The organism is Streptomyces bungoensis (genome assembly GCF_001514215.1).
GTDB classification, from domain to species: domain Bacteria; phylum Actinomycetota; class Actinomycetes; order Streptomycetales; family Streptomycetaceae; genus Streptomyces; species Streptomyces bungoensis.
In genome coordinates, this window is record NZ_KQ948853.1 from 66,344 (window position 1) to 86,095 (window position 19,752).

Annotated in this window: 18 protein-coding genes and 2 pseudogenes; 6 read left to right on the plus strand and 14 right to left on the minus strand. The window is 71.1% G+C overall.

All coding sequences use genetic code 11. The features are described from left to right. Positions 1 to 27: 27 nt before the first annotated feature. Positions 28 to 768: a class I SAM-dependent methyltransferase gene (locus AQJ66_RS07815; protein ID WP_244162788.1), complete on the minus strand. Its 741-nt coding sequence runs from the start codon at positions 766 to 768 to the stop codon at positions 28 to 30. Positions 769 to 1,400: 632 nt separating this feature from the next. Further along, positions 1,401 to 2,093: an LAETG motif-containing sortase-dependent surface protein gene (locus AQJ66_RS07820; protein ID WP_061918504.1), complete on the minus strand. Its 693-nt coding sequence runs from the start codon at positions 2,091 to 2,093 to the stop codon at positions 1,401 to 1,403. Between the two features lie 361 nt (positions 2,094 to 2,454). Between AQJ66_RS07820 and mshA the strand changes: the two genes are divergently transcribed. Further along, on the plus strand, positions 2,455 to 3,792 hold the full coding sequence (gene mshA, locus AQJ66_RS07825; RefSeq protein ID WP_061918506.1) for a D-inositol-3-phosphate glycosyltransferase: 1,338 nt from the start codon (positions 2,455 to 2,457) through the stop codon (positions 3,790 to 3,792). Continuing rightward, entirely contained in the window at positions 3,785 to 4,285 is a 501-nt protein-coding gene (locus AQJ66_RS07830; protein WP_061918507.1) for a type III secretion system chaperone family protein, read from the plus strand. The genes mshA and AQJ66_RS07830 overlap by 8 nt, the downstream gene beginning before the upstream one ends. 96 nt (positions 4,286 to 4,381) lie before the next feature. Here the strand turns inward: AQJ66_RS07830 and AQJ66_RS07835 are convergent, their stop codons facing one another. Beyond that, on the minus strand, positions 4,382 to 5,188 hold the full coding sequence (locus AQJ66_RS07835; RefSeq protein ID WP_061918509.1) for an AraC family transcriptional regulator: 807 nt from the start codon (positions 5,186 to 5,188) through the stop codon (positions 4,382 to 4,384). A 49-nt stretch (positions 5,189 to 5,237) separates the two neighbouring features. Between AQJ66_RS07835 and AQJ66_RS07840 the strand changes: the two genes are divergently transcribed. Further along, positions 5,238 to 5,663, plus strand: a complete 426-nt coding sequence (locus tag AQJ66_RS07840; RefSeq protein WP_061918511.1) for a DUF2000 domain-containing protein — start codon at positions 5,238 to 5,240, stop codon at positions 5,661 to 5,663. A 43-nt stretch (positions 5,664 to 5,706) separates the two neighbouring features. On the opposite strand, the gene AQJ66_RS07845 is transcribed toward AQJ66_RS07840, so the two are convergent. Beyond that, a complete protein-coding gene (locus AQJ66_RS07845; protein WP_061918513.1) occupies positions 5,707 to 6,180 on the minus strand; it encodes a carboxymuconolactone decarboxylase family protein in 474 nt (157 codons plus the stop codon). 94 nt (positions 6,181 to 6,274) lie between these two features. Continuing rightward, on the minus strand, positions 6,275 to 7,537 hold the full coding sequence (locus AQJ66_RS07850) for an MDR family MFS transporter (protein WP_061918515.1): 1,263 nt from the start codon (positions 7,535 to 7,537) through the stop codon (positions 6,275 to 6,277). A gap of 175 nt (positions 7,538 to 7,712) precedes the next feature. On the opposite strand from AQJ66_RS07850, the gene AQJ66_RS07855 reads away from it, so the two are divergent. Then, a complete protein-coding gene (locus tag AQJ66_RS07855; protein WP_061918518.1) occupies positions 7,713 to 8,474 on the plus strand; it encodes a phosphoglyceromutase in 762 nt (253 codons plus the stop codon). Between the two features lie 78 nt (positions 8,475 to 8,552). On the opposite strand, the gene AQJ66_RS07860 is transcribed toward AQJ66_RS07855, so the two are convergent. Then, positions 8,553 to 9,677, minus strand: a complete 1,125-nt coding sequence (locus AQJ66_RS07860; protein ID WP_482255544.1) for a tyrosine-type recombinase/integrase — start codon at positions 9,675 to 9,677, stop codon at positions 8,553 to 8,555. On the opposite strand from AQJ66_RS07860, the pseudogene AQJ66_RS07865 reads away from it, so the two are divergent. Continuing rightward, a pseudogene (locus AQJ66_RS07865) lies at positions 9,646 to 9,846 on the plus strand (transposase); the annotation flags it as partial. The gene AQJ66_RS07860 and the pseudogene AQJ66_RS07865 overlap by 32 nt on opposite strands. A gap of 597 nt (positions 9,847 to 10,443) precedes the next feature. Further along, on the plus strand, positions 10,444 to 10,899 hold the full coding sequence (locus tag AQJ66_RS37040; RefSeq protein WP_244162774.1) for a lactococcin 972 family bacteriocin: 456 nt from the start codon (positions 10,444 to 10,446) through the stop codon (positions 10,897 to 10,899). An 869-nt stretch (positions 10,900 to 11,768) separates the two neighbouring features. On the opposite strand, the pseudogene AQJ66_RS38230 reads toward AQJ66_RS37040, so the two are convergent. The 8 genes and pseudogenes from AQJ66_RS38230 to AQJ66_RS07895 form a co-directional block, all read right to left on the minus strand. Then, a pseudogene (locus tag AQJ66_RS38230) lies at positions 11,769 to 11,843 on the minus strand (IS5/IS1182 family transposase); the annotation flags it as partial. 798 nt (positions 11,844 to 12,641) lie between these two features. After that, the gene (locus AQJ66_RS40590; protein WP_279617311.1) at positions 12,642 to 12,770 is read right to left on the minus strand and encodes a hypothetical protein; all 129 of its coding nucleotides are present in this window, start codon (positions 12,768 to 12,770) and stop codon (positions 12,642 to 12,644) included. A 159-nt stretch (positions 12,771 to 12,929) separates the two neighbouring features. Next, positions 12,930 to 14,066 carry an acyl-CoA dehydrogenase family protein gene (locus AQJ66_RS07870; protein ID WP_061918520.1) on the minus strand — a complete coding sequence of 379 codons (1,137 nt, stop codon included), beginning with the start codon at positions 14,064 to 14,066 and terminating at the stop codon, positions 12,930 to 12,932. 51 nt (positions 14,067 to 14,117) lie between these two features. Then, the gene (locus tag AQJ66_RS07875) at positions 14,118 to 15,059 is read right to left on the minus strand and encodes a diiron oxygenase (protein ID WP_061918522.1); all 942 of its coding nucleotides are present in this window, start codon (positions 15,057 to 15,059) and stop codon (positions 14,118 to 14,120) included. 6 nt (positions 15,060 to 15,065) lie between these two features. Then, on the minus strand, positions 15,066 to 15,983 hold the full coding sequence (locus tag AQJ66_RS07880) for an aminotransferase class IV (RefSeq protein ID WP_061918524.1): 918 nt from the start codon (positions 15,981 to 15,983) through the stop codon (positions 15,066 to 15,068). Beyond that, entirely contained in the window at positions 15,980 to 18,124 is a 2,145-nt protein-coding gene (pabB, locus tag AQJ66_RS07885; protein WP_061918526.1) for an aminodeoxychorismate synthase component I, read from the minus strand. Before pabB ends, AQJ66_RS07880 begins: the two co-directional genes overlap by 4 nt. 362 nt (positions 18,125 to 18,486) lie before the next feature. Further along, positions 18,487 to 18,921 carry a MaoC/PaaZ C-terminal domain-containing protein gene (locus AQJ66_RS07890; protein ID WP_061918528.1) on the minus strand — a complete coding sequence of 145 codons (435 nt, stop codon included), beginning with the start codon at positions 18,919 to 18,921 and terminating at the stop codon, positions 18,487 to 18,489. Then, the gene (locus AQJ66_RS07895) at positions 18,918 to 19,415 is read right to left on the minus strand and encodes an FAS1-like dehydratase domain-containing protein (RefSeq protein WP_079060127.1); all 498 of its coding nucleotides are present in this window, start codon (positions 19,413 to 19,415) and stop codon (positions 18,918 to 18,920) included. Before AQJ66_RS07895 ends, AQJ66_RS07890 begins: the two co-directional genes overlap by 4 nt. Between the last annotated feature and the right edge of the window lie 337 nt (positions 19,416 to 19,752).

Below are 19,752 nucleotides of genomic sequence, written 5' to 3' on the forward strand. Positions count from 1 at the left end.
GTTCCCGGCCGGGCCCGGTTCAGGCGTTCAGCCGAGGCGCGGCGCCAACGCGTCCCAGGCCACGGTGACTTCGCCCTGCCGCCAGCGCGCCGGGGAGTCGGTCAGCGGCCAGTCGGACGCCAGGTCCCGCACCGCGCGGATCCAGCGCTGCCGGGCGCCGTAGGAGGCGAAGGGCGCGGCGGCGGCCCAGGCGCGGTCGAAGTCGCGCAGGAACGCGTGCACCGGTTCACCGGGCACGTTGCGGTGGATCAGTGCCTTCGGCAGCCGCTCGGCCAGGTCCGAGGGCCGCTCCAGGGAGCCCAGGCGGGTGGCGAAGGTGACGGTCCGCGGCCCCTCCGGGCCGAGCGCCACCCACACGTGCCGCCGCCCGATCTCGTCGCAGGTGCCCTCGACCAGCAGCCCGCCGCGGGAGCCGCCGCCCGCCGGGGCGAGCCGCGCGCACAGCCGCTGCCACACGCCGGCGACCTCGTCCTCGGCGTACTGCCGCAGCACGTTTGCGGCCCGGACCAGCACCGGCCGCCCGGGCACCGGGACCTCGAAGCCGCCGTGCCGGAAGACCAGGCCGTCCCGCTCGTACGGCTTCGCCGCCGCGACCCGCTCCGGTTCGATCTCGACACCGACCACGCGCGCGCGGGGCGCGGCCGTGCGCAGCCGGCCGAGCAGCTCGACGGCGGTCCAGGGCGCGGCGCCGTACCCGAGGTCCACGGCCACCGGGTCGGCCGCGCGCCGCAGCTCGGCCCCGTGCACGGCCGCGATCCACCGGTCCATGCGGCGCAGCCGGTTCGGGTTGGTGGTCCCCCGCGTCACGTTCCCCACGACGGGGGTCCCCGCGCCCGAGCGAAGCCGGGGGTGGGGGAGGGTCGCGACGCGGGCAGCCATGCCTACGAGGGTAAGGGCGCCCGCCCCACGCACTGCCGGGCCGGGGCCCGCGAGCCTGCCCTCGGCTGGCGGGGGGCTTGGGGCAGTGGGAGTTTGGGACTGCCTTGCGCCGCAGGCCGAGTGGGCGCCCGCCCTTGCGTGCTGTCGGGACGGAGCCCGTGCGTCTGTCCTCGGGGGGCTGGGTCTTGGGGTCGGTGGGAGCTCCGGCTGCCTTGCGCGGCAGGCCCAGTGGGCTCCGGCCCCTGCGCGCTGCCGGGCCGTGCCCGTGAGCCTGCCCTCGGCGGGCGGGAGGCGCCGGGTCAGTGGGAGCGTTGGGCTGCCTTGCGCCGCAGGCCGAGTGGGCGCCCGCCCCTGCGTGCTGTCTGGACGGGGCCCGCGAGTCGGGCACTCGGTGGGCGGGAGGCGCCGGGTCAGTGGGAGTTTGGGGCTGCCTTGCGCCGCAGGCCGAGTGGGCGCCCGCCCCTGCGTGTTGCCGGGACGGGGCCCGGGAGCCCGCCCGCGCCGGACGGGAGGCGCCGGGGTCAGCGGGAGCTTCGGGCCGCCTTCCGTCGCAGGCCGAGGGCGATGCCGCCGCCGGCCAGGACCAGGGCGGCCGCCGCGCCGGCAACCAGCGGGGTGCTGTTGCCCGCGCCGGTCTCGGCGAGGTGGGTGCCGCCGCCCGCGGGGGACGGGGCGCCGCTCGCGGCCGGGGTGGGGGCGCTGCTGCTGCTGTGGGCCGGGCTCGGCTGCGTGCTGGGAGTCGCGGAGGGGTGCGCCGACGGCGCCGAGGGCGACGGGGACGCCGAGGGGCCGCCGCCCGCGGGCTTGCACGTGAAGTCGTCCGGGACGACCACCGGCGGCTCGATGTCCTCGTCGACCTGGTCACCGGCCTTGACGTGGACCACGAAGGTCTCCCCGGCGTACCAGTCCAGCGGGTGCAGGTCGACGCCGACGCCCTGCGCGGTCGAGTGGTCGATCGTCGCCTTGTCCACCTCCCGCTGGCCGCCGGGCATGCTCAGCTGCACGTACAGGGTGACGGTGGCCGGGGTGCCGGAGGGGTCCTTGTCGGTGACCCGGATGACGCCCTTGCCCCGGGCGTCGCAGGCGGGGGACGCGGAGAAGTCGCCGATGCTGCATGCGAGCGCGGTCTGCGCGGCGGTGACGCAGAGCGCGGCGGCGACGGCCGAGGTGCCGACGACACGGGCCGCCCTGGCGGCGTGACGGGAGAGGGGCACGCTGGTCCTTAGGGGTCGAGGGGGAGCCGCGGAGCACCGGCACTGCGCGCGCGGGAGAGGGCGGCCCGACACGTCTACCTGCCCTGTGCATGTACTGTCAAAGGTTGTATCGGTGCAGGTGAACATCCCTTGAAAGCCTGGTCACCGGCTCCTCCGGGCCTGGTCAAACGCCGGTCATGGACACGGTGTCCCGCGTCGGCACGGTCGACGCGGCACCGCCCCGAACAGTTGATCGATCAATGGTCATGATTCGGTAAAGCCGCTTCGCCGGGAAATGGCAGGGCACCCGTCCGCTGTTGCACTCCCTTGGAGGGCGGACCGGTCCTCCGGCAGGCATGCCCGCAGCGAGGAGGAACGCCACGTGAGCCAGTACGTCAACAGGCTCGGGCGTCGCTCTCCGGCGGCACCCCCACGGCTCCGGCTGCACCGCAGGCCCCGGCGCGTCGCCATGCTCTCCGTGCACACCTCCCCGCTCCACCAGCCCGGCACCGGCGACGCCGGCGGCATGAACGTGTACATCGTGGAGCTGGCCCAGCGCCTGGCCGCGATCAACATCGAGGTCGAGATCTTCACCCGCGCCACGGAGGGCGGCCTCCCCCCGCGCGTCGACCTCGCCCCCGGCGTCGTCGTCCGGCACGTCGACGCCGGCCCCTACGAGGGCCTCGCCAAGGAGGACCTCCCGGCGCAGCTGTGCGCCTTCACCCACGGCGTGATGCAGGCCTGGGCCGGCCACCGCCCCGGGTACTACGACCTCGTCCACTCCCACTACTGGCTCTCCGGCCACGTCGGCTGGCTCGCCGCCCAGCGCTGGGGCGTCCCCCTGGTGCACGCCATGCACACCATGGCCAAGGTAAAGAACGCCAACCTGGCCGCCGGCGACACCCCCGAGCCCGCCGCCCGCGTCATCGGCGAGACCCAGATCGTCGCCGCCGCCGACCGGCTCATCGCCAACACCGCCGAGGAGGCCGGCGAACTCGTCCGGCACTACGCGGCCGACCCCGCCAAGGTCGCCGTCGTCCACCCCGGGGTGAACCTCGACCGCTTCCGCCCCGCCGACGGCCGCGCCGCCGCCCGCGCCCGCCTCGGTCTCCCGCAGGACGCCCTGATCCCCCTCTTCGCGGGCCGCATACAGCCGCTGAAGGCGCCGGACATCCTGCTGCGCGCGGTAGCCGTCCTGCTGGACGAGCGCCCCGAGCTGCGTTCGCGCATCCTCGTCCCGGTCGTCGGCGGCCCCAGCGGCAGCGGCCTCGCCAAGCCCGAGGGCCTGCAGAAGCTCGCCGCCCGGCTCGGCATAGCCGACGTCGTACGCTTCCGTCCGCCGGTCGGCCAGGAGCAGCTCGCGGACTGGTTCCGGGCCGCCTCCGTCCTCGTGATGCCGTCCTACAGCGAGTCCTTCGGCCTGGTCGCCGTGGAGGCGCAGGCCGCCGGCACCCCGGTGCTCGCGGCCTCCGTCGGCGGGCTCCCGGTGGCCGTGCGCGACGGCACCACCGGCTTCCTCGTCCAGGGCCACGACCCCGCCGGCTACGCGCGCGTGCTGGGCCGTTTCGCCGACGAGCCCGCCCTGCCGGCGCGCATGGGGGAGGCCGCCGCCCGGCACGCGCAGTCCTTCGGCTGGGACACCGCGGCGGCCGCCACCGCCGACGTCTACACGGCCGCGACCCAGTCCCACCGCCGTCGCGTACGCTCCCAGCATGGGTGATGTCGAGAAGGCCGCACAGGTCGTCGAGGACGTGCTGAAGGACGCCGAGCTGGAGTGGGAGAGCCCCGAGCCCGGTAACTACGTCGTGAAGCTCCCCGGCACCGCCAAGCTCTCCACGACCCTCTCGCTCCTCGTGGGCCGCCACACCCTGTCCCTGAACGCCTTCGTCATCCGCCACCCCGACGAGAACGCGGCGGGCGTCCACCGCTGGCTGCTGGAGCGCAACCTCAAGCTGTACGGGATGAGTTACGCCGTCGACCGCCTCGGCGACGTCTACGTCACCGCCCGCCTCCCGCTCGCGGCCGTCACCGCCGACGAGATCGACCGCCTCCTCGGCCAGGTCCTGGAGGCCGCCGACGGCGCCTTCAACACCCTGCTGGAGCTGGGCTTCGCCTCCGCGATCCGCAAGGAGTACGCGTGGCGGGTGTCCCGGGGCGAGTCGACGCGGAACCTGGAGGCGTTCGCCCGCCTGACGGAGCGCCCGGCCGACTGACCGCACGGCGGCCGTACGGGGAGTTCACGGCCGTACGGGAGTTCACGGCCGGACGGGAGTCCTTGGCCCTACGGGAGTCCACGGCCGTACGGGGCCTCACGCCGCGCCGAGCCGGTAGCGTCCGGGGGTCACTCCCACCAGCCTCTTGAAGTGCCGGGTCAGATGCGCCTGGTCGTAGAACCCGGCCGCCGGCGCCGCCTCGCCCGGCGCCAGCCCGTCCAGCAGCAGCCGGCGGGCCCGGCCGACCCGGCGGGACATCAGGTACTGGTGCGGGGCGATGCCGTACGCGCCGCTGAACGCCCGCACCAGATGGGCGGGATGGGCGCGCAGCAGCCGCGCGGCCTCCTCCAGCGAGACCCCGTCCACGACCCGCGCGTCCAGCAACTCCCGCAGCGCACGGGCGAGTGACGGGTCCCGGCGCGCCCGGTCCCCGTCCCCCCGGCCGCGCAGATGGTCCCGCAGCCGCTCCCCGACGAGGGTCAGCCGGCTCTCCGCCTCCAGCTCGTCGCCGCGGCGGGCGAGCGCGGCGTGCAACTGGCCGACGCGCCGTCGCAGCACCGGGTCCCGCAGGTCCGGCCGGTCCACGGCGGGCCCGATCAGCTCCTCCCCGAGCCGGCTGCTGTCGAGGTACACCACCCGCTTGCGGAAGCCGCCCGGCGTGGCGGGGGAGCCGTTGTGCGGCACGTGCGGCGGCAGCAGCGAGACGGTGTCGTGCGGGGTGCCGTGCTCGTGCCGGTCGAGGTCGTACCGCACGGCCCCGTCGTCCACGATGAGCAGCGTCCAGGCGTCGTGGACGTGCATCGGGTAGGCGTACTCGGTGAAGTGCGCGTGGAACACCTCGGTGACGCCCGGCACGCGGGGACGCCACGCCGTGACTTCCGTGACGTCCTGCCGGGTGGCCATGCAAAGAACGTACAAGACGGGGGCGCGCACCGGTCGGCAGTCTCCTCCCATGAGCACTGAACCCCTCCGTTTCGACACGAAGATCGCCGTGCTGCTGCGCGCGGACCTGGAGCCCTGGCAGCGGCTGAACGTCACCGCGTTCCTGGTCAGCGGCCTGGGCGTGACGGTCCCCGAGGTCGTCGGGGAGCCGTACGAGGACGCCGACGGCGTGGCGTACCTGCCGATGTTCCGCCAGCCGGTGCTGGTCTTCGAGGGCACGAAGGAGACCCTGCGGGCGGCGCATGCACGGGCACTGGGCCGGGCGCTGCCCCGGGCGGTGTTCACGGCCGACCTGTTCACCACGGGCAACGACCGCGACAACCGCGCGGCGGTGCGCGCCGTACCGACGGCCGACCTCGACCTGGTGGGACTGGCGGTGTACGGCCCGCGCGGCGGGGTGGACAAGGTGCTGAAGGGGGCGCGGATGCATCCGTGAGCGCGATGCGTCCTTCGAGCGCCCCCTCGGGGTGCGCCGCCGGTCAGCCGAACATGCCCGGCCGGTAGTCGCCGGCGGCCTGCTGGACGATGACGTTCACGCGGTTGTAGGCGTTGATCAGGGCGATGAGCGACACCAGGGCGGCGAGCTGGTCCTCGTCGTAGTGCTGGGCGGCGTTCCCCCAGACCTCGTCCGGCACACCGCCGGCCGCGTCGGCGATGCGGGTGCCCTGCTCCACCAGCTCCAGCGCGGCGCGCTCGGCGTCGGTGAAGACCGTGGCCTCCCTCCAGGCGGCCACGAGGTGCAGGCGCTGGGCGGTCTCGCCGGCGTGGGCGGCGTCCTTGGTGTGCATGTCGGTGCAGAAGCCGCAGCCGTTGATCTGGCTGGCGCGGATCTTCACCAGTTCCTGCGTCGCGGCGGGCAGCGTCGAGTCCGAGAGCACCTTGCCGGCCGAGTTGATGTACCGCATGAACTTGCCCGCGACCGCGTTCTCTAAGACGTTCAGTCGAGCTTCCATGGTGAACCGATCTCCCTGAGTGCGTTTTCCGTGTGGCTGCACATCCATGACCCGGCAGCCCACCGCGATGTGACAGCCGCCCAGGTGACCCGCGTCACACCTGACCGGAGGCCTCGGCGGCGGCCCGCACCGGCCCCTCCCGGGTCGGGACGATCGACTCCTCCCGGGGCAGCCGCCGCATGAGCACCCCGTACCCGAGCCCCGCCACCGTGCCGACGGCCGCGCACATCGCCCACAGCCACCGCGCCCCGAACCGGTCGATGACCGCGCCGGAGATCAGCGGCGCGACCAGGGCGGCGAGGGACCAGGACAGCGAGTACACGCCCTGGTAGCGCCCGCGCCCGTGCACCGGTGACAGCCGTACGACGAGCCCGGTCTGCGTCGGCGCGTTGACGATCTCGGCGAGCGTCCACACGCACACGGTGAGCGCGAAGACGCCGACCGACCCGGCGAAGGCGGTGAGCCCGAAGCCGTAGCCCGCGAGGACCGAGGAGACGACGAGCAGCGTGCGCGGGTCGCGGTGCTCGATGAAGCGGGTGACCGGGATCTGCAGGACGACGATGAGCAGGCCGTTCACGGCGACGGCGAGGCCGTAGTCGGCGGGCGAGAACCCGGCCCGGCCCATGGCGACCGGCAGGCCGACCGACCCCTGCTGGAAGACGAGGGCGACGAGGAAGGACAGCCCCACCACGGCCATGTACCGCCCGTCCCGCAGCACGGTCCCCAGCCCGACCCCGTCCCCCTGGTCCCGCTCGCCGCGGACCGGCCGCGACTCGGGGACCTTCAGGAAGACGACGAGCGCGCACACGGCCGTCATCCCGGCCTCGATCAGGAACCCGGCGAGGTAGCTGAACTCCGCGATGAACCCGGCGGCCATGGAGGAGACGGCGAACCCGAGGTTGATGGCCCAGTAGTTGAGCGAGAAGGCCCGCACCCGGTCCTCTGGCCGCACGATGTCCGCCATCATCGCCTGCACGGCCGGCCGCGAGGCGTTCGCGGACAGGCCGACCAGGAAGGCGACGCCTGCGATGGCGACCGGATCGTGCACGAAGCCGAGCAGGGCGACGGAGGCGGCGGTCGCCGACTGGGCGACGAGCATCGTCGGCCGCCTGCCGAGCCGGTCGGCCATCACGCCGCCGCCCAGCGAGGAGACGACGCCGCCGAGGCCGTGCAGCGAGGCGACGAGACCGGCGTACGAGGCCGAGTAGCCCCGGTCGAGCGTCAGGTACAGCGCCATGAAGGTGGCGACGAAGGCGCCCAGCCGGTTGACGAGGGTGCTGGTCCACAGCCACCAGAACTCCCGGGGGAGCCCGGAGACGCTCTCCCGGGCGGCGCGTCTGAGACGGGCGACGGGCATGGAAGGGGACCCCCCGATGTAAGCGGTACAGGCGACGAGCACACCTTACGAGATGATGCTTGGCATGAACCACCCAATTAACAGGTGCGGCCGGCCGCGCTCAGAAGATGGGCGCCCCGTCCGCCCACCGGTCAGCCGGGGCAGGGGCCCGAAGTCGTGGATTACGCTCTGACCCATGGCCGACGCACCGTACAAGCTGATCCTCCTCCGCCACGGCGAGAGCGAGTGGAACGCGAAGAACCTGTTCACCGGCTGGGTGGACGTCAACCTGAACGAGAAGGGCGAGAAGGAGGCAGTCCGCGGCGGCGAGCTCCTCAAGGACGCCGGTCTCCTCCCCGACGTGGTCCACACGTCCCTCCAGAAGCGCGCGATCCGCACCGCCCAGCTGGCCCTCGAGGCCGCCGACCGCCACTGGATCCCGGTCCACCGCAGCTGGCGCCTGAACGAGCGCCACTACGGCGCCCTCCAGGGCAAGGACAAGGCGGCGACGCTGGCCGAGTTCGGCGAGGAGCAGTTCATGCTCTGGCGCCGCTCCTACGACACCCCGCCCCCGCCGCTCGCCGACGCCTCCGAGTTCTCCCAGGCGAACGACGCGCGCTACGCGACGATCCCGCCGGAGCTGCGCCCCCGCACGGAGTGCCTCAAGGACGTCGTCTCCCGCATGCTCCCGTACTGGTACGACGGCATCGTCCCCGATCTCCTGGCCGGCCGCACGGTCCTCGTCGCCGCCCACGGCAACAGCCTGCGCGCCCTGGTCAAGCACCTGGACGGCATCTCGGACGCGGACATCGCGGGCCTGAACATCCCGACCGGCATCCCCCTCGCCTACGAACTCGACGCCGACTTCAAGCCGGTCACCCCCGGCGGCACGTACCTCGACCCGGAGGCCGCGGCGGCGGCCATCGAGGCGGTCAAGAACCAGGGCAAGAAGAAGTAAGGTTTGTGATCATGCCTCCCACCTGCGCGAATGGCGCGGATGGGAGGTATTTTCATGCGCTGGAACCTCTCTGGAACCTCAACCCGTCGGGCCCTGTGGCCTGAGCGCTCGCCCGAGAGCCTTCCGCGCGCGGTCTCGGCTACTTGGCATGAGGTGCGCGTACACCTTCAGCGTCAGCCCCGGATCGGAGTGCCCGAGGTACTCCGCGAGCGCTTTGATGCTCTCCCCGGCATCCAGGAGCACGGACGCGTAGAAGTGCCGGAGGGCGTGCATGCCGTGCTCGCGTGCGGCGGCGTGCTCGCGGCTCTTGGCCTTGGGGATGACACCGGCCTTGGCGAGCGCGGGCATCCAGTGGTCTTCGTTCAGCGACGTACGCCAGACGTGCCCACCGTTGGGGCCCGTGAAGATGAGCCGTCGCGTCACCGGCTGGCCGTTCGCTCGCATCCAAGGGAGCTTGATCTCCACAGGCGGGAACCGCTTGATGTGCTCCTGTAGAGCCTCTGCCACGGGATCGGGCAGAGGTACGTCGCGGAGCTTTCCGCCCTTCGGCGGCGCGAACACGGCCTTGCTCAGGCTCAGCTTGAGCTGCTGCACCACGTGCACGGTGCCGTTGTCGAAGTCGATGTCATCGACGGACAGCCCGAGGATCTCGCCTTGCCGCAGGCCGCACCCTGTACCGACGTCGACCATGGGCCGGAAGCGTTCGACCATGGCGGCGCGCATGGCGAAGACACGCTCAGGTTCCCAGGGGACGACACGGCGCGCGCCGATGGCCGGCGGGGTCACCGTGCGCGAGTTGCAGGGGTTCCGGCGTAGGCATCCGTCCTCTACGGCGGCTGAGAGCACGGCGCGGACGTTGGAGAAGATGACGCGCGCGTAGGCGCCGGACATGCCGGACGCTTCGAGCTGCGTTACGAACTCGCGGATGTGGCTCGGCTGGAACGATCCGAGTTGGCGGGACCCGATGCGGGGGAAGGCGTGCAGCTTGAGCTGAGACTCCATCGATGCGCGAGTGTTGGGGTCGCCGCTCAGGTTGGTGAGCCACTCCTCCGCGAACGACTGGAACGTCTGGCGGGACGCGTTCGGATCGATGAAGTCGCCGCGGGCGACGTCGGCCATGATCCCGTTCAGCCACCGCTCGGCGAGCCGCTTCTGTCCGTCGGGAAAGGGCGGTATCCGGCACCGCCTTGCCCGCAAGGGCATCGAGTCGTCCCGGCGGCTGGGCCGGCACCGATGGGTGGTGGAGCGGACCGTGTCCTGGCTGTCCGGCTGCCGCCGTCTGCACCGCCGCTACGAGCGCAAGCCGGAACACTTCCTTGCCTTCGCAGCCATCGCCGCGACCCTCATATGCCACCGCCGACTGGCCAAATGAAATGACGTCTTAGGAGGACGGAGTGTGACCGGACGCTGCGGACACTAGTGGACGCTACACATTTTGTTTGGCGTCCGCTGGAATGGTGCAGGTCAGAGGGGGTGAGCGATGCCCGGCGGACGCTGCGGACGCTATCTCCCCTCACCTCTCTAGTAAGAGAGGAAGACGGCTCTTCAGTTATATGGCCTCGCGGGAACAGTGGAGCGTCCTCGGCACCGCTCGGGTCCCGCCGGACGGAAACCGGCTGTAGGCCATCCAGCCACCAGGACAAGATCACCTCAGGTCGGGCAATTGTCCGTCGTCTACGTGATCAACCGACTCACCTCGCACCTGCCCGTCCTGGACGTCATCTGGATCAGGTAGCCACCCCGTGAAACGGCCTGACCCCGGCATTGCAGCTGCCGGGGTCAGGCCGTTTCGCATCCTGCCGAATGCTGTACTACAGCCCTTACTCGGACAGTCCTTTTTCGGACAGTCCCTGCCGACGCTATTGACTGCGACCATCCCCTCGTTCAAGATCACTACGCACACTCTCACCGGGGGAGTTGAGGAAGGAGCACCGTGAGTGTATCCGGTAGATCGATAGTTCTCGGCTTTGTGAGCGTGATTTTCGCAGTATTTAGCTTCGCTACGCCGGCCGCCGCAGGCACCTCTCAAGCTGCCACCGTTACGGCGAACGGCACTATCGTCGCCGCGGATGGTTCCGAGGTCGGTCACGTCACCCTCCACAAGCGTGGTGACGGTACGAAGCCGCCCACAAAGCTGGGTAACCCCTCTGAATGGGGTGCGGCGGTGATCAAGATGGGAGATTCGTCCGCTACGCCGAAGGCCTGCGTGGGTGCCAGTGGCGGAACTTGGTGCTACGGCTACGACCTGAACACGGATGGTAAGTACTGCTACTCGAACTACTACCACCCCACTAAGATCCACAGGTCCACGGTGAAGATTGCCGGAGGCTCCCTTACCGCTGGGGCATATGCCGGTGAGACCTCCTATGCCCACCTGACGGCGGGCGCCGGCTACACCTGCTACACGTACTACAGTCTTGCCTAGGTTCTGGCCCCCGCATCACGCGGTGACCCTTCGGTAGGCGGGTAGGTTGGTGCGTCACTCGGGTCTGTTCGGTCGCCCGCGCAGTCCCTGAGTGGCGCCACCTCCTGCTTTGAGTTAATCACGGAACAGGGAAGAGAAATCGCACACTTTCCGCGCCCTCGCATTGCGTCGCTAGCAGTGTCCCTCGGGGTAGGTTTGCTACTTGGACTAGCGGGTCCCCTTACCGAAAAATGGGACAATCCCGTTTGCGACACTCTGAATCTTGTTTTTTCCGATGGATGGTCGTGGGTCTGTTATGCATTCTTGGTGGGCTATTTCGGCCGAACCAAAATTGAGTCAGCGTTGCTGTCGTCTTTGGGGTTGGCTGTCGGCGTGGTCACGTACTATCTATTCAAGTTTCTGAGCCCCACCATCCCGGCCGGACTGGAATCTGGCGCCACCTCCGAGGGGATTTTCTCTGGGATGCTTGCGTGGGGAATAGCAGCTTTCGTTCTTGGGGCGCCCGTCGGGCTCTCGGGTAACCTGGCGAGGATTCCAAGTGCTGGCGGTCTCCCATTCCGACTGATTGTTCCGCTCGTAGCAATTTTCGAGACCTCCATGCGGCTGACTGCAGAGGCGGATGGCCAACGCGCGGTCGTTGTAATTACTTGGAATGTTATTCGGTTCATCGCGGGCGCTGTTGCTTTGGCTCTAGTAAGTCACGCCATCCGGAGTTGGTGGCACTCTCGGCGTACTCGTTCCTCGAAGTCGGAGGGGCCCCGTGCCAGAGGAGACATTTCGTCCGTGTGACCTTCTGAAGTTCACGAACATCGGACGGTGGAGTTCTTCGCAGGCTACAAGCGAGCCCAGGCGGCCGGGTGCGCATTTCCACGGGTGACAACGAGCATCGTGACCCACTCGACCAGGGTGTGAGGCAAGTCGAGTGCGGCAGGAGAGGAAACCAACGAGGCTCCTGCGCCTTCCTCAACGGCACGGGAGCCTCGTGCGTTGCGGTCCCTCGCCTCCAGCAACCCCGTCACCCGTTCAGTGGCCAAGCTGAAAAGGCTCAGTGGGCGCGCTACGAACGGCGCCCTGCCCCCTCCCGAAGAGCCATGGTGAGCCACGTAGACGAAGGGAGCCCGGCGGCCGCGCACCCATGCCTGCCGCCGCCCCTTGGAAGGCCCTCAGGATGCTTTCCAAGGGGGAGCGGCACCAACCCCCGACTGTGGTCCCCGCGCGAGCGCAGCGAGCCGCCAAAAGACGCGCGGCTGTAGGCCGCTCCTTCTTGCTCTTCCCCGCCACGGCCGGCGGCCGGCCACGGCCCGGTGACGCCCCTCTCAGAGCCGTCTAGCGGGCTGATTCCGGGGTCTGCCCAGGATGCTCGCTAACCGCTGACGGACTGGTCACCAGCGGTTTTGGTCGCTAGCGGGGCCGTTAACGTTAGCGGCCCCTGCCGCTAGCGCTAGAGGCTCTTCGGGGCCCGGGCCGGACCGAACCTGGAACCTCTGTGGAACCTCCGAGGTCCACCACCAACGACCGACAGCGACTACCAACGACCGCCTGTCCGCATGTCAGGTGGGGTGAGCACCTCGCTGACGAGCCTCAAAAACCGGGCGGTCGAAACCCAGGGCAAGAAGAAGTAGGTTCTGCGATCATGCCCCTGAGCTGCGCAGACGGCGCGACTCAGGGGCATTTTCACGGCCCGGGCCCTCAGGCCCCCGGGCTCTACGGTCGTTCTCGGTGCGCGTGTCCTTGGAGACCGTTCAGTAGCTGGTCAGGTTTACGACCACATCGCACAGGGGATCGTCGGTCGGCTTCTGGTCATGCTCGTTGTCGAGGTAGCCGGACGTGATTCCGGCGAGCAGGCCGGGGCCGGTGTGGCTGATGATCACGTCGGCGCCGTAGGTGAGGCTTCCGGCCTGGAGCTCTCACAGCTTCGCGGGCCGGGCGCTTGGGATCCTGGGTGTAAGCGCGCACGAACAAGCCCCCTGCCCGCGGAGTCTCCACGGGCGGGGGCTTTTCGCGCCTCTGGGGCATCTCGAGAGAGGCTTTCAGGCGGCGACCAGGGAACGCGCCACGATCAGCCGCATGATCTCGTTGGTGCCCTCGAGTATCTGATGCACCCTCAGGTCGCGGACGATCTTCTCGATTCCGTACTCGGTCAGGTAGCCGTAGCCGCCGTGCAGTTGGAGCGCGCCGTCGGCGGCCGCGAAGCCCGCGTCGGTGGCCACCCGCTTGGCCATCGCGCACAGCGTGGCCGCGTTCGGGTCGTCGGCGTCCAGTGCGGCCGCGGCACGCCACAGCAGGGAACGGGCGGCCTCGAGCTCGGTGGCCAGATCGGCCAGCCGGAACTGCAGGGCCTGCGACTCGATCAGGGGCTTGCCGAAGGCCTCCCGTTCGCGCAGGTAGGCGACGGTGCGCTCCAGCGCGGCCGTACCGCCGCCGAGCGAGCAGGCCCCCATGTTCAGCCGGCCGCTGTTCAGGCCCGCCATCGCGATACGGAAGCCGCGGCCCTCGCCGCCGAGCAGGTGGGCGGCCGGCACCCGCACGTCGCGCAGCACGACCTGGCGGGTGGGCTGCGCGTGCCAGCCCATCTTGCGTTCCTCGGGACCGAAGGACAGACCCGGTGTGCCGGCCTCGACCAGCAGTGCGGAGATGCCGTCCGGGCCGGGGCCGCCGGTGCGTGCCATGACGAGGTAGACGTCCGAGGCACCGGCACCGGAGATGAACTGCTTGACGCCGTTCAGCACGTACGCGTCACCGTCGCGCACCGCGATGGTGCGCAGTGCGGCGGCGTCCGAGCCGCAGCCCGGCTCGGTCAGGCAGTAACTGGCCAGGAACTGCATCGAACACAGGTGGGGCAGGAAGCGGTCGCGCTGCCGGGCGTCGCCGAAGGTGTCGATCATCGTGGCGACCATGTTGTGGATGGACAGGTACGCCGCCACGGTCGGGCAGCCCGTGGACAGCGCCTCGAAGACGAGGGTTCCGGCCAGCCGGGACAGGCCGGAACCGCCCGCCTCCTCCCGTACGGTGATGCCGCCCATGCCGAGCTGGGCGGCCTTGCGCAGGGTGTCGACGGGAAAGTGGTGGGTCTCGTCCCACTCCACCGCGCTCGGGGCCAGGTGCTCCTCGGCGAAGTCCCGCGCGGTACGGGCGATGTCCTGGAGCTCGTCGGTCAGGGTGAACATCTTCTCCTCGATTTCCGTGGTGACGGATCGAACGCGGCGGCGCGCTCCGGCTCAGCCGCCCTGCGGCACCGCGTCGACGAGCGACTGGTCGATGCCGAGGTCGTCGAGCAGCAGCTGCAGCGGGCCGGTGTCGCGCCGCGGGGCCGGGCGGCCGGAGGCCCACTCGGCCAGTTGCCCGGGCTCGATCCGCAGATCGCCGGCCGCGGCGACCTCGACCCAGGGATCGACGTCCGCGGCCCGGAACGCGGCCAGTCCGCTGATCAGCGCGTCGCGGAACAGCGCGCGCCCGGGACCGTCCAGCGAGCGGTACAGCGATCCGGCGAGCTCGCGGAACACGACGGCGTGTCCGCTCTCGTCGCGCCGGTGCATGTCCACCGTGATCCGGTTCATCGGCTGGATGTCCTGCGCGGTGGCGAGGCTCGACAGAAAGCCGCTGATGGTCGTCTCGGCGGCCAGCGAGAACGCGATCTCGACCAGGTCGCGCTCGAAGCCCGCCAAGCCCTCGCGGGCCCGGTCGAGGCCCCGCACCACCGCCCAGCCCCGCGGGTCGAAGGCCAGGCCGCCGAGATCGCGCCGGCGCTTGGTGACACCGACCGCGTTGTGGCACATCAGGATGTGGAAGTGCTCGTCGACGATGGTCTGGTGCAGGGCGGTGTACGACACGTCGTCGCGCCGTACCGGTATGCGGTCCTCCAGCATCAGCCGGCAGGCCGGCAGGATGATCTCGTTCTCGATCGCCGCGGTCTTGGCGTTGTACGCGATCCAGGCGGCGGCGAGCACGCGCCGGTGAGCCGGCCGGTCGAGCGGTTCGACGCCGGGCAGCTCGAGCACCGGCACGAGGTGCTCGGGGAAATCCGGCAGGTCCGGGTCGAAGTGCCCGTCGAGGTCGAGCTCGTCCTTCTTCACCGCGACGCGTCGGCCCCAGCGCAGGGTGAGCTGGGCCAGCAGGTCGCGCTCATGACTCGGTCGTTGCGTGAGGGTCTCGGTGGACATGCGATGTCAGCCTCGATGCTGCGGTTCGGCGGAAGGAAGGGCCCCGGCGGTGCCCGGCGCCGGATCGTCGGCGTCGGGCACCAGGCCGGGGTGGGCGGGCAGGGCGAGCCGATCGAGGCGCGCCTGCCAGCGCTCTGCTTGGGCCGACGAGTCCGGGGGTGCCGGGAGTTCGTCGGCCGCGTTCAGCCAGCCGGCGACCGGCCGGATGCCATGCAGGGCGTTGACCGCCCACACGGGCACGCCGGCGAGGTCGGCCGCGGTGGCCGTCTCGAAGACCACCCGGTGGCCGGCTTCGGCCACTTCGGCGGTCAGGAGCGCCCGGGTCACTCCGCGCAGCAGGCCCGGCCCGGGCGGCGGGGCGCACAGGGTCGTACCGCGCCACCAGACGAGGCTGGTGGTGCCGCCCTCGCGGACGTGCCCGGACGCGGACAGCAGGAGCGGCTCGTCGGCGCCGGCCGCGCGGGCCGCCTCGCGCAGCCGCCCCAGCAGGACGAGATCCGGCCCCTTGGCCCACGGCAGCTCCCGGGGGTCCGCCATGCCGGGGCTCCAGAGCACCACGGGCCCGCCGCGCGGCGGGGCCGGGCGCAGCCACAGGACCAGGCGCGTACCGTGCGCACCCGGGCGGGCCTCGACCCGGGGGAACCAGCGGCCCCGGGGCGGCAGCAGGCCCACGGCTGCCCGAAGGAAATCGGTGACCTGGGCGGACGGCACACCGAGCAGACGGCCCGCGGTGTCCCGGAACCTGCGCGCGTGGGCCGGCAGCGCCCGTACCCTGCCGTCCTCGACCAGCCATGAGTCGGCGACGAGCGAGGTGGCCGCGGCCGGCTCCGGGTCCGCGGTCCGCTCGGGCAGCAGGCCGCCGTGCGGGCCGGCGGACGGATCCCAGACGTAGCGGCCTGCCCGGGCCGGCGGGGAGGTGTTCATCGGGCCGGGGTGCCCGTCCGAGCCGGGAGCGGAGCACGGTAGGCGCGCAACGGGGCGTCGGCCTTGAGGATCATCTCCTGGTACTCGTCGTGCGGATCGGAGTCGAGCACGATGGCACCCCCGGCCCCGATGCTCAGATCGTCGCCCTTGCGGACGGCGGTGCGGATCACGATGTTGAGATCGGTCCCGCCGGACAGGCCGAAGTAGCCGAGGGTGCCGGAGTAGACGCCGCGGGCCTCGGTCTCGAGGCGGTCGATGATCTCCATGGTGCGCAGCTTGGGCGCGCCGGTCATGGAGCCCCCGGGGAAGCAGCGCCGCACGCACTCGACGGCGCCGACGGAGGGCCGGAGCCGCCCTTTGACCGTGGAGACCAGCTGGTGCACCGTCTGGTAGCTCTCGACGGCCATGTAGGGATCGACGTGCACACTGCCGACCTCGCACACCTGGCCGAGGTCGTTGCGCAGCAGGTCGACGATCATCAGGTTCTCCGCCTGCGTCTTCGGGTCCGCCCTGAGCCCGGCGGCCAGCCGGGCGTCCCGCTCCGGGTCGGCGTCGCGCGGGGCGGTGCCCTTGATCGGCTTGCTCTCCACCCGCCCGTCCCGCTCGATCCGCAGGAAGCGCTCCGGTGAGGAGCAGAACACCGTCACTCCGTCGATGCGCAGGATCGCGGAGTACGGCGCCGGGTTCAGCCGCCGCAGCCGGCGGTAGAACGCCGTGTCGTCGTCCTCGAAGGGCAGGTGCAGCTTGTTGGTCAGGCAGATCTCGTAGCTCTCGCCGCGGATCAGCTGGCGCTGCGCCGCGCGGACGTCGTCCTCGTAACCGGCCTGCCCGCGCACCAGGTACGCGGCGGGGTCGGCCGCCGGGCCCGCGTCGGCGTGTTCCACCGCCGGTGCCGGGTGCAGCTGCACCAGGCGGGCCGCGGTGCGTTCGACCCAGGCGCGGGCCTCGTCCTCGGTCCGCTCGTCGTGGACGGACAGCACGTAGGTGCGGTTCTCCAGGTGGTCGACGGCGATCAGCCGGTCGGCGAGCATCCAGGCCGCGTCCGGGGTGTCGGCGGTGTGCCGGGCGCTCGCGCCGCACTCGGCCTTGAGCTCGTAGCCGAAGTAGCCGACGTAGCCGCCGGTCAGGTCGAACGGCAGCGAGCCGGGATCGACCGCGCGCTCGCGCAGCCGCGCCTCCAGCACGTCGAACACGCTGCCGCTGAGCACGCGGACGCCGGAGGCGTCGCGCGCCTTGACCGCCTTGGCGTCGACCCGGTACGTGAGCACCTCGCTCAGCGGCCCGGTGGCGTCGCCCAGGAACGAGAAGCGCGACAGTCCCGCCTCCACCCGGCTGCTGTCGAGCCAGAAGCTGTTCGGGCTGTCGGCGAACAGCTCCAGGAACACCGCCTCGGTGTCGACCGCTTCGGGCAGATCGGTGCTCAGCACCCGCAGCCGGCCGACCGGGCCGGACCCGGCGGCCCCCGGCTGCTCACCGGCCCGGACCTGCGTGGCCGGTGGTTGTGCGTCGGCCCGGACCTGCGCGGCCGGCGGTTGCGCGGCGGCCCGGGCCCGCGTGGCCGCGGCCCGGTGGCTCAGCTCGGTGAAGTTGGCGACGATCTCCCGCCCGAACTCCGAGGCGATCGACTCCGGATGGAACTGCACGCCCCAGCGCGGCAGGTCGCGGTGGCGCAGTGCCATGATCACGCCGTCCTCGGCGCGGGCGGTGGCGATCAAGGTGTCGGGCAGCGGCTCCTGGACGCACAGCGAGTGGTAGCGCACCGCGGTGAACTCGGTGGGAATCCCCGCGAACAGCTCGTCGTCCGCGTGCTTGACCGTGGTCAGATGGCCGTGCCGCGGTTGCGGAGCGGGAATGACGGAACCGCCGGCCAGGTGGGCGATGGCCTGGTGGCCCAGGCACACACCGAGTACCGGCAGGCCGGTGCGCAGCAGGAGGTCGCCGGCGTACCCGAGATCGCGGCCGTTCTGCGGCCGGCCGGGTCCCGGCGAGATGACGATGTTGCCGAACCCGTCCAGCGGCATCCGGGCCAGGGCGGGGTCGTCGTTGACGACCACCAGCGGGTCGACGCCGGTGACCTGGGCGATCAGCTGGAAGAGATTGAAGCTGTACGAGTCGTGGTTGTCGACAAGCAGGGTGCGCACTCGAATACTCCTGGTTCAAGGGCGTTGGGCAGCCGGTCGGGGCGCGCCTCGGGAAGTCGGGTGGGGGAGCCGCCGCCACTCGACGCGGACCGCGTGCGAGCACGCCGCGGGCCGGCGCGCGCGAGGCTGTGCAGAGGGACCGCACCCGTCCGGCGGGGGACGGTGGTCACGTCGATGGGACGGACGGCACTTCCGTCGCCCGACCCGGCCGGCACCAGAACCCGGCCGGTGCGGTGTCACAGGTCGTCCGGGCGCCACGCGCACACGGCGGTGTGCGCGCAGGGGGGGGCGCAGCGGCGCGCGCCCGGCCGACGGGCTCGAGGGCCGGTGCCCGGCCGACGGCCCGGCACCCGCCCGGGTTCTCAGGCGAGCCGGACGGTGGCCTGCAGGGTGGCGAGCACCTGGCCCTCGGGTGAGGCGGCGGTCACCCCGATCCGCACCCGGTGGTCGGAGAGCTTCTCCTCGACGGTCCCGGAGAGCCGGAAGACCGCTCCGGTCCCGTCGTCCGGGACCGGCACCGGCCGGGCCAGGCGGATGCGGTGCTCCACCAGGGCGCCCGGGTCGCCGGTCCATCCGTTGACGATCTCCAGCACCTTGCCGAGCGTGAAGGGTCCGTGCATGATCACGTCGGGCAGTCCCACGGACCGCGAGATGCGTTCGCTCCAGTGGGTCGCGGCGAAGTCCAGCCGCATGGTCTGGCCGCCGAAGAGCAGCAGGGCGAGGCGGTCGACCGCGACCTCCTTGTCCGGCAGTGCCTGTCCGACACGGATGTCCTCGTAGCGCACCTTGGCGGTCATGCCACACCCTCCGTCTCGGTCCCGGCGGCCGGATCGAAGGTGTCCGCGTGGGAGATGACGAACTTGTAGCCCGTGCCGCACACCGGTTCGCCGTCCTCGGTGGCGATCTCGTTCTGGATGTGGATGATGTCGCGCTGCCGGCTGATCTCGGTGATGTCCGCGACGGTCGAGGTCAGTGTGAGCCGGTCGCCGAGGCGGATCGGGCGGAACGAGACCGTGTGCAGGTCGGCCAGCAGCAGGTTGGCGCCGGGCTTGCGCCCGAGGTCGGGTTCGTACATCGGCCAGGCCCACACCATGCGGAACCACAGGCGCGAGGCGAACGCGGGCGGTGCGATCGGCGCGGGGTGCCCGAGCGAACGGGCCGCCTCCGGATCCCGATAGGCCGCGAGCGGTTCCTCGAACTGAGCCGCCGCATCGCGCAACGTGTCCTCGGTGACCACCAGGACGGCTTCCGATTTGGTACTGCGGCCGATTACCGCGCGATTCAGCGGCATGACTGAGCCACCATTTCTCCCCGAGTGGTTCGGGGTTCCCCCGTGATTGAAGACATCTCAAAGAAATAATTGACGACTTTTTGCTTCCGGCGTGTCCCGCGTCGCTTCGCCTGCGGTCAGAACTGGGCGGGCGCCCGATCGGTTCTGGACACAATGGTTCAGGGGTGGCCAGTGGATGGCAACGGCAGGCTTGTGAGCGCACATATAGTGCGTGCCATCGGGGTGCGTCTCGTGCCGGCACCGCCCAGAGCGCACCGCACTACGGAGCTGAAATGGAGTCACTTATTCCGCTACGTGGGGTTGAATGAGCAACAATCCCAGGCGGGATCCATCGATG

Excerpts from the sequence above, each read along its gene's own strand:
- AQJ66_RS07815 (WP_244162788.1), bottom strand. The coding sequence starts at position 768 with ATGGACCGGTGGATCGCGGCCGTGCACGGGGCCGAGCTGCGGCGCGCG.
- AQJ66_RS07830 (WP_061918507.1), top strand. The coding sequence starts at position 3,785 with ATGGGTGATGTCGAGAAGGCCGCACAGGTCGTCGAGGACGTGCTGAAG.
- AQJ66_RS07835 (WP_061918509.1), bottom strand. The coding sequence starts at position 5,188 with ATGGCCACCCGGCAGGACGTCACGGAAGTCACGGCGTGGCGTCCCCGC.
- AQJ66_RS07840 (WP_061918511.1), top strand. The coding sequence starts at position 5,238 with ATGAGCACTGAACCCCTCCGTTTCGACACGAAGATCGCCGTGCTGCTG.
- AQJ66_RS07845 (WP_061918513.1), bottom strand. The coding sequence starts at position 6,180 with ATGGAAGCTCGACTGAACGTCTTAGAGAACGCGGTCGCGGGCAAGTTC.
- AQJ66_RS07850 (WP_061918515.1), bottom strand. The coding sequence starts at position 7,537 with ATGCCCGTCGCCCGTCTCAGACGCGCCGCCCGGGAGAGCGTCTCCGGG.
- AQJ66_RS07855 (WP_061918518.1), top strand. The coding sequence starts at position 7,713 with ATGGCCGACGCACCGTACAAGCTGATCCTCCTCCGCCACGGCGAGAGC.
- AQJ66_RS07860 (WP_482255544.1), bottom strand. The coding sequence starts at position 9,677 with ATGCCCTTGCGGGCAAGGCGGTGCCGGATACCGCCCTTTCCCGACGGA.
- AQJ66_RS07870 (WP_061918520.1), bottom strand. The coding sequence starts at position 14,066 with ATGTTCACCCTGACCGACGAGCTCCAGGACATCGCCCGTACCGCGCGG.
- AQJ66_RS07875 (WP_061918522.1), bottom strand. The coding sequence starts at position 15,059 with ATGTCCACCGAGACCCTCACGCAACGACCGAGTCATGAGCGCGACCTG.
- AQJ66_RS07880 (WP_061918524.1), bottom strand. The coding sequence starts at position 15,983 with ATGAACACCTCCCCGCCGGCCCGGGCAGGCCGCTACGTCTGGGATCCG.
- AQJ66_RS07890 (WP_061918528.1), bottom strand. The coding sequence starts at position 18,921 with ATGACCGCCAAGGTGCGCTACGAGGACATCCGTGTCGGACAGGCACTG.
- AQJ66_RS07895 (WP_079060127.1), bottom strand. The coding sequence starts at position 19,415 with ATGCCGCTGAATCGCGCGGTAATCGGCCGCAGTACCAAATCGGAAGCC.